Source organism: Nocardioides sp. cx-169, from assembly GCF_021083605.1.
Lineage (GTDB): Bacteria > Actinomycetota > Actinomycetes > Propionibacteriales > Nocardioidaceae > Nocardioides.
Window position 1 is genome coordinate 209,682 of the sequence record NZ_JAJNRO010000010.1, and the last position, 17,780, is coordinate 227,461.

Annotated in this window: 18 protein-coding genes; 3 read left to right on the forward strand and 15 right to left on the reverse strand. The window is 67.8% G+C overall.

Annotated features, from left to right (window positions below; translation table 11 throughout):
* Nucleotides 1-24 precede the first annotated feature (24 nt).
* Nucleotides 25-531 carry a hypothetical protein gene (locus LRP67_RS16195; RefSeq protein ID WP_231271198.1) on the reverse strand — a complete coding sequence of 169 codons (507 nt, stop codon included), beginning with the start codon at nucleotides 529-531 and terminating at the stop codon, nucleotides 25-27.
* 148 nt (nucleotides 532-679) lie between these two features.
* Nucleotides 680-3,196 (reverse strand): SGNH/GDSL hydrolase family protein, encoded by a 2,517-nt coding sequence (locus tag LRP67_RS16200; protein WP_231271199.1) that lies wholly within the window; start codon nucleotides 3,194-3,196, stop codon nucleotides 680-682.
* A 166-nt stretch (nucleotides 3,197-3,362) separates the two neighbouring features.
* Between LRP67_RS16200 and LRP67_RS21585 the strand changes: the two genes are divergently transcribed.
* Entirely contained in the window at nucleotides 3,363-3,497 is a 135-nt protein-coding gene (locus LRP67_RS21585) for a hypothetical protein (protein WP_269211666.1), read from the forward strand.
* 11 nt (nucleotides 3,498-3,508) lie between these two features.
* Nucleotides 3,509-4,264, forward strand: coding sequence for a bifunctional 2-polyprenyl-6-hydroxyphenol methylase/3-demethylubiquinol 3-O-methyltransferase UbiG (locus LRP67_RS16205; RefSeq protein WP_231271200.1), 756 nt, complete (start codon nucleotides 3,509-3,511; stop codon nucleotides 4,262-4,264).
* Nucleotides 4,265-4,307: 43 nt separating this feature from the next.
* Here the strand turns inward: LRP67_RS16205 and LRP67_RS16210 are convergent, their stop codons facing one another.
* The 4 genes from LRP67_RS16210 to LRP67_RS16225 form a co-directional block, all read right to left on the reverse strand.
* The gene (locus LRP67_RS16210; RefSeq protein ID WP_231271201.1) at nucleotides 4,308-6,467 is read right to left on the reverse strand and encodes a hypothetical protein; all 2,160 of its coding nucleotides are present in this window, start codon (nucleotides 6,465-6,467) and stop codon (nucleotides 4,308-4,310) included.
* 73 nt (nucleotides 6,468-6,540) lie between these two features.
* Entirely contained in the window at nucleotides 6,541-7,569 is a 1,029-nt protein-coding gene (locus tag LRP67_RS16215; RefSeq protein WP_231271202.1) for a hypothetical protein, read from the reverse strand.
* Nucleotides 7,569-9,398, reverse strand: a complete 1,830-nt coding sequence (locus LRP67_RS16220) for a hypothetical protein (RefSeq protein WP_231271203.1) — start codon at nucleotides 9,396-9,398, stop codon at nucleotides 7,569-7,571. Before LRP67_RS16220 ends, LRP67_RS16215 begins: the two co-directional genes overlap by 1 nt.
* The gene (locus LRP67_RS16225; RefSeq protein WP_231271204.1) at nucleotides 9,391-12,423 is read right to left on the reverse strand and encodes a hypothetical protein; all 3,033 of its coding nucleotides are present in this window, start codon (nucleotides 12,421-12,423) and stop codon (nucleotides 9,391-9,393) included. The genes LRP67_RS16220 and LRP67_RS16225 overlap by 8 nt, the downstream gene beginning before the upstream one ends.
* Before the next feature lie 64 nt (nucleotides 12,424-12,487).
* Here LRP67_RS16225 and LRP67_RS16230 point away from each other — a divergent pair, with 64 nt between their 5' ends.
* Nucleotides 12,488-12,670: a hypothetical protein gene (locus LRP67_RS16230; RefSeq protein ID WP_231271205.1), complete on the forward strand. Its 183-nt coding sequence runs from the start codon at nucleotides 12,488-12,490 to the stop codon at nucleotides 12,668-12,670.
* Nucleotides 12,671-13,012: 342 nt separating this feature from the next.
* Here LRP67_RS16230 and LRP67_RS16235 read toward each other — a convergent pair whose 3' ends face one another.
* From LRP67_RS16235 to LRP67_RS16275, 9 genes are all read right to left on the reverse strand, one after another.
* Entirely contained in the window at nucleotides 13,013-13,726 is a 714-nt protein-coding gene (locus tag LRP67_RS16235; RefSeq protein WP_231271206.1) for a hypothetical protein, read from the reverse strand.
* Between the two features lie 74 nt (nucleotides 13,727-13,800).
* A complete protein-coding gene (locus tag LRP67_RS16240) occupies nucleotides 13,801-14,331 on the reverse strand; it encodes a hypothetical protein (RefSeq protein ID WP_231271207.1) in 531 nt (176 codons plus the stop codon).
* A gap of 5 nt (nucleotides 14,332-14,336) precedes the next feature.
* On the reverse strand, nucleotides 14,337-14,573 hold the full coding sequence (locus LRP67_RS16245) for a hypothetical protein (RefSeq protein WP_231271208.1): 237 nt from the start codon (nucleotides 14,571-14,573) through the stop codon (nucleotides 14,337-14,339).
* A gap of 25 nt (nucleotides 14,574-14,598) precedes the next feature.
* Entirely contained in the window at nucleotides 14,599-15,024 is a 426-nt protein-coding gene (locus LRP67_RS16250; RefSeq protein WP_231271209.1) for a hypothetical protein, read from the reverse strand.
* Entirely contained in the window at nucleotides 15,021-15,386 is a 366-nt protein-coding gene (locus tag LRP67_RS16255) for a hypothetical protein (protein ID WP_231271210.1), read from the reverse strand. The genes LRP67_RS16250 and LRP67_RS16255 overlap by 4 nt, the downstream gene beginning before the upstream one ends.
* Nucleotides 15,383-15,814, reverse strand: coding sequence for a DUF6093 family protein (locus LRP67_RS16260; RefSeq protein WP_308189774.1), 432 nt, complete (start codon nucleotides 15,812-15,814; stop codon nucleotides 15,383-15,385). Before LRP67_RS16260 ends, LRP67_RS16255 begins: the two co-directional genes overlap by 4 nt.
* Complete coding sequence (locus LRP67_RS16265) at nucleotides 15,799-16,185, reverse strand: hypothetical protein (protein ID WP_231271212.1); 387 nt, start codon at nucleotides 16,183-16,185, stop codon at nucleotides 15,799-15,801. Before LRP67_RS16265 ends, LRP67_RS16260 begins: the two co-directional genes overlap by 16 nt.
* Before the next feature lie 154 nt (nucleotides 16,186-16,339).
* Nucleotides 16,340-17,233 (reverse strand): phage major capsid protein, encoded by an 894-nt coding sequence (locus LRP67_RS16270; protein WP_231271213.1) that lies wholly within the window; start codon nucleotides 17,231-17,233, stop codon nucleotides 16,340-16,342.
* 28 nt (nucleotides 17,234-17,261) lie between these two features.
* Entirely contained in the window at nucleotides 17,262-17,741 is a 480-nt protein-coding gene (locus LRP67_RS16275; protein ID WP_231271214.1) for a hypothetical protein, read from the reverse strand.
* Between the last annotated feature and the right edge of the window lie 39 nt (nucleotides 17,742-17,780).

The window sequence follows — 17,780 nt, forward strand, 5'->3', positions numbered from 1 at the left end:
GATGCGATGACTCCGGTTGCGACCTCAGACATCGGCGTCACCGCTCGACACGGCAAGGACGCGGCGGGGATTGGGCCACCCGGCGACCAGACGCAGGAGCGTGACGATGAGGAGCCAGACGAGCGCCGAGTAGCCGCCTTCCTCGTACCCGATGACCTTGACGTCGGGGGAGAAGTGGTGCGCTGCGGAGGTGGCGAGGTAGGCGATCCAGGACACCGCGAACGACACGAAGCGCTCTAGCGGCATCACCATCAGCGCGACCATGCCGACCGTGTCGTCCTTCTCGGCGCCGCGCAGTCCGTAGCCGATTGCTACAAGGCCGACCGTGATCCACATCACGGCCCGGATTGGTATGGGGATCAACTCGTGGAAGACCCAGGGGCGGGCCTCTGTGGGGCGGATGAGGATGGAGCCACTGAACAGGACCCAGGTTGCCCCGAGCATGAGCAATGCGGCGCCTCGGTAACCGAAGCGGCGGACCAGGTGGGAGTCCATTGGGTCGCCTCCGAGGCTGGCCTGTCGGGTGAACATCGCGGGCTCCTCGCGATTGGGCTCTAGACGTGACCGCCTAGTGCATGGTTGGTTGCTCGGAACCTTCGACGCCGTTGCCGCGGTCGTCGTAAGGCCAGGGCGCCCCGGCTCACTGGGGCGCCCGCTTCCTTATTGCGGGGTGGCGCGGCTAGAAGTACGTCACAACGACGCAGAGGCCGTTGCCGCCAGCGCCGCCAGCACCGGAGTTGTTGCCATTGAGGGACGCGCCGCCACCCCCGCCGCCAGCACCGGCCGCGCCTGCGCCGCCCGATCGGCCGACGCCTGTGATGGAGGAGCCACCGCCACCGCCACCACCACCGACGAGCACCAGCGCGGCACCAGAGCCACCGGCACCGTCGATCGCGCCTGCTGCGCCGGCGGTACCGACGTAGATCGCGCTCGTTCCGCCGGCGCCACCGAGTTTGCCCGCGGGGACCGTGGAGACGCCGCCACCGCCACCGCCACCGGGAGCGCCGGCCGGGGCTGCTGCTGCGTTGCCGTTGTTGCCAGCCGAGGCCGCACCGCCAGCACCGCCAGCTAGGACGCCGGTTCCGCCCGTGCCGGCGACCGCGGACGATCCCGTGGTAGTCCCGCCCGCACCACCAGTGCCGCGAGATGCGGCGAGCTGACCGAAGACGGTGCCGCCGGAAGGCGGGCTTCCCGCGGCTCCCGCGCTGTCGTTCACGCTCTGCGCCGCCCCGCCTGTGCCGCCGGCCGGGACGGTCACGGTGACCGAGTCAGCCAGGATCGAGGCGGGCAGGGTGGCGAACGTGACGCCACCACCACCGCCACCGGCGCCGCCGGTCAGCGCGGTGCCCGAGGTGCCGCGAGCACCTGCGCCGCCGCCGCCGCCAGGACCGATCAGGAACACGTTGACCGACTTGGCGCCGGACTTCTTCATCCAGGTGCCGCTGGCGTTGAAGATCTGCACGTCGGCCTGGCCAGCAAGGTCACCGACTAGAGCCTCGACCCCACCCGTGGTGGCGATGCGCTCGGTGTCGGAAAGCAGTGTGGGCAGGATGAAGGCCGCGAGCGCCGCATTTCCGGCCGCGTTCGGGTGCAGAGCGTCGAGCATCCACCCCTTGCCCTGAGCGACGTTCGCGCTGGGCGCGCCCCAGCCACCGTCGCCCCAGAGGTCGAGGACGTTCCAGTCGGTGCCGAGCAGCGCCGGACCATAGGCGGGCTCGTTGGCCTTGCGGGTGGCGTCGGCCGCGGAGGTGACGGGCACGGGGAGGTGTAGCAGGACGTCGCCGGACTCGGAAGCCACGGCAATAAGGGTGGCGAGGTTCTCCAGGTAGGTGGCTGCGCTATTGGGGGTGAAGGCGTCGTTTACGCCGAGGTTGATGATCGTGAGGTCGGGGGCGTACTTGCGGATGCAGCCCGGCGCGCCGATGCCCGACAAACTCGCGATCCACGTGTCGGTTGTAGAGCCCGCCTTGCCAGCATTGGCGACCCGCACGCGCTTGGTCGTGGAGTGCCAGGGCTCGATGCCCACGACGTGCACCACGGCGCTGCTGGCGTTGGTGAGCGTCACTACGTTGGTGGTCGCCGCCGAGCCTGCGGAGACGGTGATCTTCCGCACCTCGGGGCCGGGCGTGACGGTGGTGGGCTGTGTGATCGGGGAGCCGCCCGTCGCCTGCACGGTCAGGTCGCCAGCACCGGTGATCGCGAGGTAGAAGACGTCGTAGCGGTCGGCGAGGGTGGCGTCGGTGAAGGTCATCGGGGAGCAGCCGACGTTGCCCTTGATCGCCGTGTCGCCGCCGAAGCCGAACGCCTCCTCGACCCAGCCAGCGCCGACCGACCACCGGACGTCGGGGCCGATCGCCCGATTCGGGACTGCGAGGCCGCGCGCTGCGGGAATGCTGCTCGCGGCGAGCTGTGAGGCGATGAGGTAGGGGTAGGAGTTGGGCGTTCCAGTGAGAGTGCCGGCGCCGATGGTGGTCGAGTCGCCGATGCAGAGAATCTTGGCGTCGCGGGTCCCCGCGAGCACGGCGTCTCGAGCGGCCCGCCACTTCGGCAGGTCGATGCCGTGAGTGCGGGCGGTGATCTGCTCGTCTGCGACCGGCGCCGCCTCGGCGGCAATCGTGGCCGAAAGGGCGCCCCCGATCTCGGTCTCCGGGTCGGGGATGTCGCTCACCACGGTCGTCCGCACGAAGGTCTCGGAGTCCACCATCGCAGCCGCCGCCTCAGCCGCAGCAGCCTGAGCGAGCGCCACCGCCTCCGACCACGAGTCGGGAATCGAGATCGTCGCGCCGCCAGCAGTGGTGGCAGGGATCAGCTTGTCCAGGTCCAGCGGCGAACCGTCACCCTGGGGAATCGAGAACGGGCCGAGGGTGTCGGTCGACACGGGCCGCGAACTGCCGATCAGGAAGAACTCCACGCCGATGACGTAGTAGTGGGACTGCTTCCCATCCGAGACATCGACGATGCCGCCGTTGAGCAGCCAACCCTCCTGGTCGGTCACCGGCAGCTCGAACTCCAGCTCAAGGCCGGAGTCGTTCTCGTAGGTCTTCTCGACCTTGCGGACAGCGGTACCAGTCGCAGCCCACACGAGGTTGCGCGAGGCCTTCACGGTGGCCCTCACGCCGAGCGCCTCACCAGCCTCCATCGTCGTGCCGGGGCCGAGCGTTACGACTCGCGTGTTGACGCCAGCGGGGAGCGGCATGGAGGTCTCCTTCGGGTGGGTGAAGCGGGGGAGCGCAGGGGCCACTGATGGCAGACTCTCGGCATGAGTCGACGCGTCTGGGATCTACTAATTGCGGTCGCGGAATCAGGGGGGACGCCGCCTCGTGAGGATCGTTAGCGTCAGCCAGGACGGCGAGGAGCGCCCCTTGGACCCCGACGACACCCTCACGGTTCACTTCCCAGGGATGCCGCCCAGGACCATCCGCGTGCGGACCTTGGCCACGCTGATGGGTGACGACGATCTGTGGTTTGAGGTCGAGCGCCGCCTGTGGGACCTGTAGCGTCCACGCCTATGACGGCAACCCTGGGCGCCTCGCACGCAGTCCTACACACAAGCGCGGCGCGAAAGACTTACCACCGAATCTTCGGCATCGACGACCTGCACAGCCACTTCCGATGGAACGCGGCCAAGAGGTACATCGACTTCACCGCCGAGCGGACCCTTGAGGTCGGCGCCAACTCCGGGGTAATGACCTTCGCCCTCGCGTCCCGGATGGGCGGACAGATCGTGTCGAGCGAGTTCGACACCGAGCTGCTCGGCCTCGCACACCAGATCCAGGAGACCCTCGCCTACCCGAACATCACGCTGGGGCAAGCAGACCTGCGCACCCTCGGGGAGGAGGGGGCGGCGTTCGACCAGGCGTTGGTCATCGACGTCATGGAGCACATCGACGACCACGAGACCGCCGCCCGCCAGCTCGCAGCAGCCCTGCGACCCGGTGCGTCCCTGGTCATCTCGGTCCCCACGCCCAACTACCCGAAGGTGTTTGGGCGCGAGTTCCATGAGGCCATCGGGCACGTGCGCGATGGCTACTGGATCGAGGACATGGAGGCCCTGCTAGCGCCGGCCGGCTTCCAGATCGAGCGGCACCACTACTACACCGGCCGGCTCGCGTCGGCCGGGTGCTCGCTGGTGTACCGCCGACCGCTCAGCCGCAAGGCCGCGCTCCTGGCGACTCCGGCGCTACGCGGCGCCGGGATGCTGACCGAGCGCAACGTCAAGCGCGAGCACGCTGCGAGCCTGGCGCTGGTGGCCCGCCGAATCTAGGACAGGTTGCGGACGGTGAACACGGCGTAGTTCGGAGGTGTGGCTAGTAGTCGTTGGCCTTGCCGTGATTGCGTGCCCAGATGTGCGCCGGCTGCGTAGTCCCGAAGATGGTCTTGGTGCCACTAGTCACGCGGCTGCGCACGCGAACCCGGACCATGCCGCCAGCGTCGAGATCGGAGGCGGTCACGACGAGATGTACCGACCCGCTGACGTTGCCTTGCGTGCCGCCTGAGCAGATCCAACCTGCCACGCCGTCCGCTGCGCCGGCCGCGGCGGCTAGCGTGCTCGTGGGCACCCCGCCCTTGACGAAGGCGGGCATCAAGTAGCACACCGCAGCTTCGTCGCCATAGCGCAGCGAGACTCCGACCTCGATCACGTCGCCCACCTTGGCGGTGAGATAGTTGTCCATCCCCGACAGTTGGTCACCCCAGCTCGTGGTGGAGATGGCGATCTCGGCGCCAGCATTCGTGTGCTGCTCGAACCGAAGCCGGGGCGCAGTCGTCACGAGACCCGAAGGACCACTGGCGGCAACGGCTGCCGCGATGTTGAATCCCTGCCCCGCGATGTCTGCGGCGTCACCCTTCCCATCGTGACCGACCGCGGTGTAGAGGTGCAGCAGTCGCCGGCGTCCGTCAACCTCACGGACACGCTCGGGCTTGTGTGCGGCAGTGACGTCGAAGGACCCAGCCGGGCCAGGCTCGAGGAGCGGGTTTGCGGGGTGCTTGTTCCACATGCCGCCGCCGGGGCCAGTGGGGAAGTCGGCGAGCGTGGTCCAGGCGAGCCCGTCTGAGGGGCGCAGTCCACCGGCCGCGTTGCCGAAGTATTCCATGACGACGGTGTCCCCGATGACCTCCAGCGAGGGGTCGCCGATTCGCTCATCATCCCAGGCGCCAGGGCGGCCGATGTTCAAGATGGGCGTGTCGGTGACGGCGAAGGGGCCATTGATGCCAGTAGAGGAGACGGCGTAACCGATGCGCTCCTTGTCCGGGACGCCGAGGTAGGTGCCGGATGCGTTGAAGAACAGCAGCAGGTAAGTGCCCTTGGGGTCACGCAGCAGGCGTGGCTTCCAGATGGCAGTGTCGGTCCAGGTGCCAGCCGGACCCAGGCCGATGACCTGACCGTGGCGAGTCCAAGTAGGGCTACCGGTAAGAACTCCAGCCAGGGGAGCAGAGGCGTGGCACATCGTGATCGTGCCCTGCTCGCCACCCGGCTCGGTGCCGCCCATGTAGAACAGGTGCAGGGTCGTGCCTGCGTCATCCAGGACCGGACACACACCAGACACGGAGTCAGAGTCGGGGTCGCCGGGGTTCATCGACGGCCCAAAGGAGAAGCCCATGTCGTTCTGCTGGACGTAGGTCGCCGCATCGGCCAGGTCGGTGGCGTAGGCGAACCCGATGGTGCCGCGCTGCTGTCCGTCGATGGTCTGCCCGTAACCGACGTAGGCGAGCCAGTACGCGCCGTCGATCTTGACCGGGATGCCGTCGAAGTCACGGATCACGGCGGCGCCTTCGATGCCCATCCATGTTGCGGTCGGAGCGTAACCGCGGTCGAGCACGACGCCGACCTTGTCGAACTTCGGCGCCAAGGACAGGGTGGCCGTGTCGGCGCGGTTGGCGAACTGTGTCCCGAGCGCATCGGAGGTGAGGCTCGGGTACTTGACCAGCGTCTCTACGAGCGCGTCGGGGGTCTCGATGTTCGAGATGTCCTCAGCGAGTGCGGCAGAGGCGGCGGCAGAGGCGGCAGACGCAGCGGCCGAGGTGGCCGAGCCCGCTGCCGCCGCGAGCATCCCAGCGAACTCGGCCAGGAAGTCGACCCACTCAACCAAGGAGATCGACTTGAGCCCGACTGAGTTCGCCAGCGCGTAGGCCAGGGTCCGGTTGCCAGTCAGCTCGAACGCGCCCGACGTCTCCACGACGGCCTTGGACTTGCCCACAGAGTCCCGGTAGCCCACCACGAGCCGGTACAGGAAGCCGCCATTGGGGAGGTAGCCAGCACCCGGCGCCGTCGAGGGCAGCGTGACCGTGAACTCGCCCTCAGCATCCAACGTCAGCGGCCACCTGCCCAGCAGCCAGCGCGCCTCACCCTGGTCCACGATGCCGTCATCGGCGTTCGCAAGCTCGATGTAGGCGTAAGCCCTCTTTGGCGCGAAGGGCGCACCGATCAGCGACGCGATGCCGCCGGTCAGCGTGAAGGTCGTAGCCACAGTCAGCCCACTTTCTTCGGGTTCACGGCGCCGAGCAGGTCGCAGTGGGTTGGGGATTGGCAGGCGCGGCGGGTCATACGAGCTTCCCGCCCATCGACTCGATGATCGAAGGCAGATCGCGCGGGGCGAGGCCGACCGGATTCAACTGCACAGTGTCCTCGGCGACGTTCCACACCGCCTCGTCCACGATGATGTTGGTGAACTGAGCGATACCCCGCTCGTCGGCAAGACCGGCCAGGTGGACCATGTGGCCGCCGCGCACCACGGAGGGCGCTGCAGGGGTGCCGCCCATCGTAAACAGTTGTCCGCGGCCAATCTCGATGCCGTTCGTCCACCCCGTGCGCGCCAGGCCCTTGGCGAGCATCGCGTCCAATGCGGCCTGAGCGCGGGCGGAGGTCATTCTGCCCAGTGCGGTCAGGTCCACGGCCCGCTCGCGGCGACCAACATGCGGGGTGGCATCCGACGACGTCACGAGTTCGTAGTCCCCGGTGGTGGTCAGGTAGGTGCCCACGAGGTTGGTCCAGTAGTCGTCGTCAGCAACGCCGAGTACACCCGTGTTCGGGGTCACCATCCATCGGGGCACCGTGGGGTCCGCGTAGGTGCCGAGACCCCAGTCGGGAACGACCTGCCAGTTGGTCCCGTGCTCAAGGGTGTAGGCGTCCAGGAGTTCGGCGATCGTCATGGGGTGGTCGGTCGTCCCGGTGCTGGTGACAGGGCTCAGAACCTCGAGCCCACCCCAGTCGATGAGACCGCGGGCCTCGGCGTAGAACACGGCGTCGCTCGGGTTGGACGTCATCCCATCGAAGCCCAGCGCCAACGCGGTCTCGGCCTGGCGGCACTGGCCCTGCGCGGTGAACTGCATCGAGTCCATGTCGGGCTCGGTCAACTGTCCGCGCCACTCGATCAGCGAACCGATCCGGGCGGTCACGGTGGCGCCGCGCACGAGGTCCGGGTGACGAAACCCGCGCTTGAAGTCCATCCTCCAGGTCAGCTCCCACGAGCCGCCACGACGCCGAGTCGTCATCACCGGCTCGCCCCACCACGCGCCCCTGATGAAGGACAGGGCGGTGTTGTTGACGTTGATCGCGAAGTCGCGCTGCATCAGTCAGTCCGGTTGTGCTGATAGCGACGGAAGTAGCGCAGGGACGCCGCCACGTCAGGCGCCTTCGTCGACAGGGTGAACAGGTTCACCTCGCCCGGCTCAAAGATGTGCGTGCCCTGCGCCGGCACCTCGCCACCCTCAGCGGGACCGCCGGCGATTGCGTGGCGGGCATCAGAGCGATCCGCCAGGGTGCCCAGCCAGATCGCAGGGTTGGGCCAGTCCAGGCGGGGCGCATCCACCCACACCCGCGACGACGAGCCGCCGGTGGTGGGCGACTCGGTGCCGCAGATGACACCAGTCAGGCGGCCCTCGTCGGTGTTGTAGATGAACGCATCGTCGATCTCCACAGCCGTGGGCGATGACAGCTCGATCCGCACCTTGGCCGTCGAGCCCGCAGGCAATGCGACCGGGGGCAGGGGCAGGCTCGCCAGGGGGACGATCTGCCAGTCGGTGGACTGGAGCGCGAACAGCGCGATGCCCGAGACGACGCCGTGCTCCGTGTCGCCCACCAGGGTCGAGATGGAGTAGTTGACCGCCTTCGGCCCGATGGTGCCCCGAAGGATCGCCTCGAGCAGATGTGTCCCCGCGATGAGCGAGTGCGCCGGAACGTCATAGGTTTCCGGGGTGCCGCCGTTCAGCATCGACCGCCCGCCAGACGCGGTGTTCGTGTCGGGGGTCGGCGTGGCACCATCAGTCCGGTACTGCCTCAAGGGGGGCTGATAGCCAGAGTTCCGGGCGGGCATCGTGTAGATCCGCACGTCACCCAGTGACGACGACTCGTGGGCCAGTTGCAGCGACGCCTCCGTGGGCGCCGATCCGCCAACGACGAACTTGCGGAACTGCATCCGCCGGGTGCCGATGAACGGGGCGACGTTGGTGCGGGTGATGTCGTCCACCGACAACGTCATGTAACCCAGTGCATCGCCGCCGTGCCGGTAGGCGTGGACGGCGCGCACCTCCAGCGACGTCACGGTCACAATGCCCGTCAGGTCCAGGTAGAACACGAGCCCAGACGCGGCCAATGGCTGCACCAGAGAGCCGTTGACGCGGAACTCGTAGCGCAGGAACGGAAACCTGGTGAAGTACCGGCGCACCGTGACCAACAGGTACGGGGTCGCCGTCATGTCCGCAGACAGTCCGGTGCGCGTCAGGCTCACCCACAGGTCGGGGCGCGGGTTGCTGTTGCCGCTGTCGTAGGCGTTCAACGTGCCACGCACGCCGCCGTCCGTCGCCGTGGGACCGACCACCGAGTTGAAGCCCACCGCCCCGGCCGACGGGAAGCTGGTCAATTGCCAACCAGCGGCGGAAGTGCAGGCGTCGACCGTGTCCGTGACTGGGGCCGGAGGCGACTCGCCCGTCGCGACCGCCTGGACCTCGGTCTCCTCGTCGTCGCGACCGAATGGGGCGCAGTTGAGGGTGATGACGAACGTGCGCTTCTGCCGGAGCGCCTCGTCGAGGTCGTCGTAGGTGTAGTCGAAGCGCGACCAGATGACGTCGAACACGATCGGGCTAGCGAACGAGTCAGCGGGCAGCCACGTAAGCGTGTTGCGGCCCTTGCGGACCTCAGCCATCAGTGCTTCCTCGCCCGCCGACACGTCGACGAGCGAGGGGCCGGAGATCTCCACTCGAATGACGATGTTGCGGTTGTCGTAGGACAACACCTCGGCCAGCGAGCCATTGAGGAGCAGCGACTGAATAGGCGCCACCACGGGCTCGGGGTTGCCGAAGTCCAACTCTGCGAGGGTGTTGACCTCATAGCCCACCGTGGAGGGGTTGGCCGAAACCAGATCCACGTCACCGAACATCAGCTCGTGCTGCTCGTCAACCATTCGGGCGGTTCCTCGCTCCTTGAGCTGCGCCGCGACGCTGCCCGCGGGCTGCGAACTCTGCGGCGTCCCGGCGCGACTTGTGGTCGCCCTTCTCCTTGGCCTTGATGGCAGCCTCGAGCCGCCTCACGTCGCCACGCAGACCTGCAAGGTGGGTGTCCAGGCGGGCGATGCCGCGATCCAGACCGAGCGCCTGACCGCCAGCGACACCGGCAGTGCTGAGCGCCTGCTGGTTCTGGTTGTAGGCCGTCTCGAACTGACGCAGCGCCGACGCCGGAAGCGACGCCATCATGCGGGCGCGCTCCAGGTCGCCGGAGCCAATCACCTCAGCCAGCGCCGCACCATCCAGGCCGCGACCCTTGAGCTGCTTGATGAGCTTCGTGAACTCCCGCGCGTTCGCCGTCGACTGCTGGAGAGCGTCGGTCGGGTTCGCCGTCGCACCAGCCGCCCACGGGTTCGACGGGCCAGACCACAGATCCGCCGTGAGACCACCACTGATACCAGATCGGACCTCATCGCGCCGACTCACAAGGTCGTCGCGCTTCTGCTTCTCCTTGTCGATCGCCTTCTCCGACTCACGGAGCGCGCGATTGAGGCCACGCAGCGACATGGCGACGAGGTTGAAGCCGTTCGCGGAATCGCCTGGCCCGGCGAAGACGGTGCCGCGGTTGCCACTCACCACGCCACCCTCGGCAAACCCGGGGAGGTGGCCGTAGCGCGAGGTCAGCATCGACCAGTCGCGCTTGACGTACTCCTGCGGGATCACGACCTCGCCGCGGTGAACGATGCCGGCGGGCTCGTACTTGCCGCCCGGACCCGTGTAGCCGCCAGACGCGAAACCGCCGCGGATCGGGGCCGGGCCGCCGCCCATGTTGCCCTCGGTGCGGATCGTGCGGATGTAGGTGGTGGCGCCAGTGCCGTCGATAGAGCGCAGCATCCGGGCCGTCTCGCTGATGACGGCCTTGGCTCGACCGTTGTCGACCGTGATCGTCGGCTCGACGTTCATGCGGCCGACGAGGCCCAGCGTGTCCGCAAGTTCTTGCGCGGCCCTCTCGCTCATTCCAAACTTCTGGGCCGCATCAATGAGGTCCGCACGCGCGCGCTGGAGGAAGCGGACCCGGTTGATGCCCTCCATATCCTCGGCGAGCTTGAGCGCCGAGCCCGCGATGGCATCCAGTGATGCCTCATTGGCGCGACCCTTGGCAGTGTTCGTGTCGAGGGTCCGGCCGTTCTCCTTGATGGAGGCAGTCACGTCATCCAGGGCGGCCTCGTAGTCACGCCAACTGGCTCGGTTTTGGAGGGCGTCGTTCAGGCGGAGTAGTTGGCTCCTGAGGTCCGAGGCGCTGGTGCCCGCCCGGTCCATCGCCTCGGCGGCCACGCCGAGGTGGGGCGCCATGCCGGCAATCAGTCGGCCAGGCTCTCGCTCTCCGACGCCTTCAAGGATGTTTCCAAGGTCATAGGCGGCGAGGCTGGCCTTCTCGGTCTGGCCAATGAAGGGGTTGAGGAAGTCGGCGGTCTGGCGCACCCGGCCGCCGAAGTTGTCATTCGCCGCCCCCATCTTCTCGACAACCTCGGCGTAGTAGCTCCCCCCACTGCCGAGCCGCGACATCTCTTCCGCGAGGCGGTCGATGTCGATGCCAAAGTCATCTGCGAACTTGCCAACGTTCGACGCTTCAAGGTTCTTCTTCAGCTCGACGTAGGACGTAGAGGCACTGTCCGCGGCGTCACGCTGGCGACCGAACGAGTCGATGATGCCCGAGCCGCTCTCGATAGCCGCGTAGGCGACAGCCAGCAAGCCCGCAGACTTAGCGAGACCGGACATGCTGACGACCGTCTTGCCCGCCGCATTCTGGGCGAGAACCTGGCCCGCAACGAACTTGCCCGCCGCGGTGGTCGAGGCGGCACCCCAAACCGTGGTGGCGCGCGTCAGCAGCGTCATCGCAGCAAGGCTGGTGAAGATGGGAGTGCCGAGACTGCTGTCCGCAATGGCGGCGATGACGTCCGCGACCGCCGAGATGGCGTTCAGGACAGGGCCGCCCAGTGGGGCGGCGGCCTGCGTCACCTGGACCAGCATGTTGACCAGCGACCCGAAGGCGTCCGCGACATCGGGGCCGGTCTCGCTCACATAGGCCAGGAAGGACTCGATGTCCTCGCGGCCGCCCGCCGAAGACGCCCACGAGTCGAAGCCGTCAGCAACGTCGCCCACCCACGACAGGAAGGCATCGTTGCCCGGGTCGAACGACATCCACATCTCAGACATGCCGTGAGTCAGGTCGCCGACAATCCTCGAAAGCTGAGTGATGGTCGCGGGGGCCTCGTCGGCGAGGAAGTCGAAGAACTCTCGCCACCGCCCGCCAGCCAGCGACTCGGCACCACTCGCCACGGCCTGCCCGCCAGCCTCGCCAACGCGCTCAAACAGCGTGATGACACTGGGGGCCAGGCGCTCGAAACTGTCAAGCGACTCCGTCAGTCCCGGGAACCAACCAGCCGCCGCAGCGTCCCGGATGTCCGTTAGGACGGGACGGAACCCCTGAAACTCGGTCACAAAGGCGCGCGCATCGGGGCCGAGCCTCTGCATCGCCTCGTGCGCCTTCTCGAGGTTCGCGACAGTCGGGTCCAGCTCGGCCTCACTGACAGCCTTGAGCGCATCGCCGACGCCCTGGAATGCCACGATCGCGGTCCCGCCCGCGATGGCAGCCGCCGTCGTTGCGGAGGCCAGGCCGGCAAGGGCGGGGACTCCGACTGCACCGATGGGGATCAGGGCGGGACCGAGCACCGATGCGGCCTCAGCGATCAGGCGGAGGCGACCCGAAAACTGGTTGATGCTCGGCTCGGCTCGGCGAGTGGAGCGGTCGAGATCATCGACACCCCTGGCCGTGTCGCCCAGGCTGCGGGTCGTATTGATGCTGGTGCCATCGAGGGTGTCGAGCGCGCCCTTGAGCAGGGCAGCGCGCGCCGCCATCTTTGCGACCGGCGTGGAGAAGTCGTCGATCGCCGAGATGCGAACTGCCTCATTGCGGACCGCCATTTGGAGCACCTCGCTTCTACGTCGGGACGCGACAGAAGTCGCGAGGTGGGCTTATGGTGCGGGGGTGACTGAGCGCATTCGGCAGAGCCTGGGCGGCCTATGCCTCGCCGCCCCGATAGGGCTGGGAGCGCTGGTGATTGGCCGCGACAATGGCGCCGGCGCAGTGCTCGCGTTTATCGCTCTACTGATCGCCGTGGTCTGTTTGCTGAACTTGGGCCTGGACCTGGTGAAGCCGCAGCGCGACTAGGCCGACGCGCGCGTAGCTCCTCGATCTCGCCCGCGTTCAACTGCCGCATGTACAGGTGCCGCCCATCGGTGGGACGGTGCGCGTTCGGCGGGGGATTCTCGCCCAGCGCCTTGATCTGCTTCTCGTCCTGATCGGCCAGCACTCGGGCATACCGGGCGGCACCAGAGCAGACAGTGCAGACCTCAGTGGAGGGCTGGAACACGTTCGACATGTCGCTCGTCAGGCTCCGATGGAACCCGCACTCACAGATGCCGCGCTCGTAGGCCTCGAGGCCGAGCATCTGTGCCCGGTCGTCGTCGGACCACTCGGGCTCAGTCTCGGTGACGATCTCCCAGGCGTCCGCTAGGGGGACGCGGGCTCCGTGCTGGTCGTAGCCGACTTGGAAGGTTCGGGGCTCCCAGCCGTGGAGTCGGCGGGGGCTGACGTGGAGGTCGCGGGCGAGGCGGAGGCGCTGGACCTGCTGAGGTTGGCTGACAAGGCGCTCCGCCACTGCCTGAAATCCAGGCGGCTCTCAAACATCGCGACCACGTGGGTGGCGATCTGCTTGAGGTCGGGGCCACCGAGGTTCGGCTCGATCACCTCGGCCCAGTCGGACTCGGTGAGCGGGTCGCCGTTCCACGAGTGCGCGTACTTGCCGAGGCTGTCAATCAGGGCGTCCGCATTGCAGTAGCCCATCGTGACTTCCTGGTCACGCGCGTACCCAGGCTGACCCTCGTCGCGGGCAGGGTGCGCGTTGGCCCAGTTGCGCCACTCGCCATCGGTCAGGTTGGCGCGCACCCGCAGCTCGCCCTCGTGCTCGGCCATTTCGTCCAGGCACTCGGCCAGGCGGGCGCGGATCTCGGCGGCGCGGGGAGGCTCGGCAGACTGTCCGACGCGTCGGGGAGGGCCATTGCGCTCGCCGTCCGCGTCGACCACTGCGGCTCGAGGGAGCGTGTCGAGTTCGTCCGTCAACTGCTGCACCTCGGCGACCAGATGCGGCGCCAGGCAGACGGTCACGGAGCGCTCGGGGCGAGACTTGGGCGGGTTGGCGCGCAGTTCTGCGAGGGTCTTGCTCATGGTGCTCCTACGGCTGAGGTGGCTGATGAACCGGACGGCGCGCGTCAGCCAACACGCGCCGCCCGGTCGTTGAATCAGGCGAGGATCTGGACGTCCTCGACCGGGGGCTCGATCGCCACGACGGTCTGCGTTACTGAATACTCGTCAAATTCGCCGTCGCCGGTCTGGGTCTTGTTCTGCGGGCCGAGGCGGACGTGCCAGACGTCCACGTACTGCCCGGCAGCGAACGCCGTGTCCTGAGCGTTCAGACCGCGCCGCAGGATCAGGTAGACCTCCGACCCCTCGGTCAGGGCAGCGCGAGCCTTGTTGTCATCGGTCGACAGCGCCGCCTGCGGGTCGTAGGTGTACTGAAGGTCGGTCACCTCGTAGGTCGTGGTGCCGAAGTTCTGGAGCACCGACGTCGTGCAGAGGCGCCGGGGAGCCTCGCCCTTGTTGGTGGTCGAGGTGCCGACACCGCCGCTGTAGAGGAAGCAGCTCACGTTGACGGTGGTCGACGCGAGGATGTCGGTCGACAGGTCGGGGGCGGACATGTCCGCCATGTCCTGGACGACGGCAACGCTCGTGTTGCCGTACACCTGAGTAGCTTCGGGAAAGATCACGCTCATATTGATCAGGCCTCCTTGGCCGTGTCGTCGGCGGCCACGGCGGCTGCCTTCTTCGCCGCTGCCTGGTCAGCAACGGTTGTCTTCGGCTTGCGGGGCCGTCCGCCCTTGCGGGTCGTGGGTCGGAGCTGGCCGTCACCGCGGTAGGGCGACTCGTCCAGCACCTCGAGGTCGTAGGCGTCGGCGAACTCGCGGCCGACGTTCTTCTCCACGCCGTCTAGGCGCACGCGTACAAGGTCAGCCATTGCGGCTCCTTCGGTGAGGGTGGATTCAGTGGGCGTAGGTGAAGATCACGAGGCCGGCGAATCGGGCGTCATCCCAGGCGGGCGCCTCGTCGGACTCGAACTGCAACGGCGTCGTGTGCTTGTCGTCGACCAGCAGGCGGCGCTCGTTCAGGGCGAGGCTGGCGTGGAACATGGCCCACTGCGCCTCGAGGACCGTGCGGCCCATGCAGCGCACCGACACGCGCCAGCCAGCCGAGCCAGCCTGAGCGGTGGTGCGCAGGACCGGGCTGTAGCGGCGCTCGACCGAGACGACCGCGAAGATGTCAGGCAGCTTCGCCTTGCGGAGACTCTCTGTCGCCGCGTTCTTGTCGCCCGGGACGGTGCCGTAGTCGTAGGCGTCGCGCGGGCCGAACTGGGCCTTGATCGCCGCTTTGACCGCCGCCGAGTGGGGGCGGGCGTCGATGAGGCTCACCAGAACCACTTGCCCGGCAGGTCTTGGATGTCGTTGCCGAACTTCGGGCCGATGATGTCCGCGGACTTCGGCAGGTCATTGTTCGGGGGGCCGTGACGCCAACCGCCACCGACCGCGTTCCCGGCAACGTCGCCGTGGGGGCCGTACTCGCCAGTCAGGGGGTCGATCATCTCGTGCGTGATGCGCTTGAAGTAGTTGAGTCCGTGCGGGCCGGACGACGCGCGGGCGAACTTGCGGGCAAGTGTGTTGCCCTCGCGAGTGTTGCGCTTCACGACGCGGGCCATGTCCGGCTTGGCCTTGCGCGCGATGTTCGCCATATCCTTCGCGAGATCGCCGATGGAGTGCTCTACGCGGACGCTCACGGCCACTCCTCCGGTCGATCGGCAGCCACGACGGGCACACGCCGCGCGGTCTGCTGGTCAGCCCAGTCGGCCTCGACGATGCGGAACACCGAATCGACCGCAGCACCCTCGCCGCTGATGACCTCGATCAGGTCGCCATCCATGAGGTCGTCGGTGTCGTGCGGGAGATTGCCCACGCGCGTCGCAAGCTGCATCTCGACGCCGCCGACACTGACCGTGTGCGTACTGGAACCGCCGCGCTCAGAGCCGCCGAGACGAAACGGGTGGTCGACGTAGACCGCCGCCCACACGACCGCCTCAGAGCCGTTGTCCTCGTCCTGCTCACTGAGACCAACCCTGCGCCAGATGTTGACGCGGGAGGTCATGCGGGCCAGTGCGGCGCGACGCCCGGCGGCAACTACGGACTGGACCGTCACAGGTCGTGCCACCAGTCGGGGTAGAGCTCGCCGCCATCGTCATAGTGCGGACGAATGGTGAACGCGCCATCCCCACTGTTGGGGGACAGGAGGCGCCACCACTCATCAAGGATCGTGACGCGGCGCGTCTCGGTCCCGAAGCGGTAGGTGTAGTCGTCGATCGTCTCCGACTGGTAGCCGCCCGGGTTCTGCAACCGGGCCACGACAGCCTCGACCTCGACATAGAGCAGCACGCCTCGGTCGAGTAGGGTGATATCGCCCAGGCGAGCGCCGATCACGAGCTCGGCGGCATTCAGCCAGTAGGTGATCTGCGCCTGCTCGGCGGGGTCGGTGATGGGGCGGCCAAGCGCCACGGCCACGTCTTCGTAGTGCGCAACTGCCATGACCGCCCCACCTCCTACTTGCTCGACTTGCGAGGCGCGGCCTTCTTGGCCGGCGCCTTGGGCTTCTCGTCCCGGTAGCCAGCGGCGAGCCAGAAGGGGGCCGACTCTCGGTCGGTCCTCACCTCGTGGCCCGTCGCCGGGTTCTTCAGGACGATCACGGGGTGTCGACGACGCCGTCGGTGATCCGAACGAAGTGGTTCACGTTGCGGGTGATGAAACCCACCTCGATCTCCGCACGGATCGCGAACATGTTGCGCTGCCACAGGTTGACCTGCGTGCTGCCGTCGTTGACGGTGGCCTGGTCGGACACGTCGACCTGGATGCCCTCGACGGTGCCGTAGATCGCCGAGTTGGCGAAGTCTCCGGCGACGGCGACGGTGTCCCCGAGCGTGGTCGAGGCCGGGAAGGTCCGGCTGGTGCCGTAGACGGGGCGACCCAGGATGGAGCCGACCACAGCATCGGTCGTCGGGCTGTTCGTGAACAGCGGGCGACCGAAGCCGTCGACCGTGCCGAGCAGCGTCGCCTGGAATGCCGGGGAGGCGAGCCAGGCCGACACGTCCCCGCCAGCAGCCGCGACGGCCGAGAAGGCAGCGACGAGATCCTGGTAGGTGTTCGTGCCGTCGACCGTGAGGACCGGGGCGGCCGTCAGGACGTCGAAGTTCGAGCCGGGGGCCGAGCCGGAGAGCACGGTGTTGTCGAACTTCTTGGCCAGCGCGTTCGGGAGGCGGCGGGCGAGCTCGGCGTAGAGGGCCGGCAGGTCGCGCCGGAACTCCATCGAGAAGGTCTCGATGACGGCCAGCTTGTAGGGGGTCATGTTCTTGCTGGACACGGTCGCGTGCGAGACCGGCTTCTCGGCCGACTCAGCAACCCAGTCAGCGGCGGAGTCGCCGGTGATGAGCGGGATCGTGATGCCAGAGCCCGGGAGGGCGATCTGGCGGGAAGCGGCCATGACGGCCGACTCCTCCTGCGTGGTGGCCCAGATCTCGGACGAGACCTGCGCGGGGAGCACAACACCAGAGGTGGAGCGCTTGAGGTCGCCAACAGCCATGTTGGTTACCTACCTTTCGGAGAGTGTGTCAACGGGTGAATGCGCCATCGATGGCCGCCGCGAACTGGTCCGCGGTCGACGCCTTCGTGTCGCTGCCCTTCGCGCCCTGTGACGGGTCGGGCTTGAGTCCGGTCGGAGTCCGCTCCACCCAGAGGGCCGCCTGCTTCCGCATGGTCTCCTCGTCGGAGGCCGTGAGAATCAGGTCGGCGTGCTCCTTGATGCCGCTCTCGGCGGCGATCCGGTAGCGAAGCGCTTCGGTGGACGCCTTGGTGGCGGCCTCCTCCGCAGCCTTGGCCGCGTTCTGCGCCTTCTCGAGATCCGAGAGGTTGGCAGCGTTGATGTCGTCGAGCTGCTTCTGCAACGCAGCGGCGGCCTTCTCGGCCGCCTTGCGGGCTTCGCGCTCGGCCACAAGGGCCTTCGCCCCACCTTCGCCCAGCGGAGAGTCTGCGGGGTCGCCCTGCGTCTTCTCAGTGGTCTCGGTGGTGGTCTCGGTGGTGGTTTCGGACATGTGGAGCCTCCATCGCGGAGTGACCCGTCGACCTCGCGT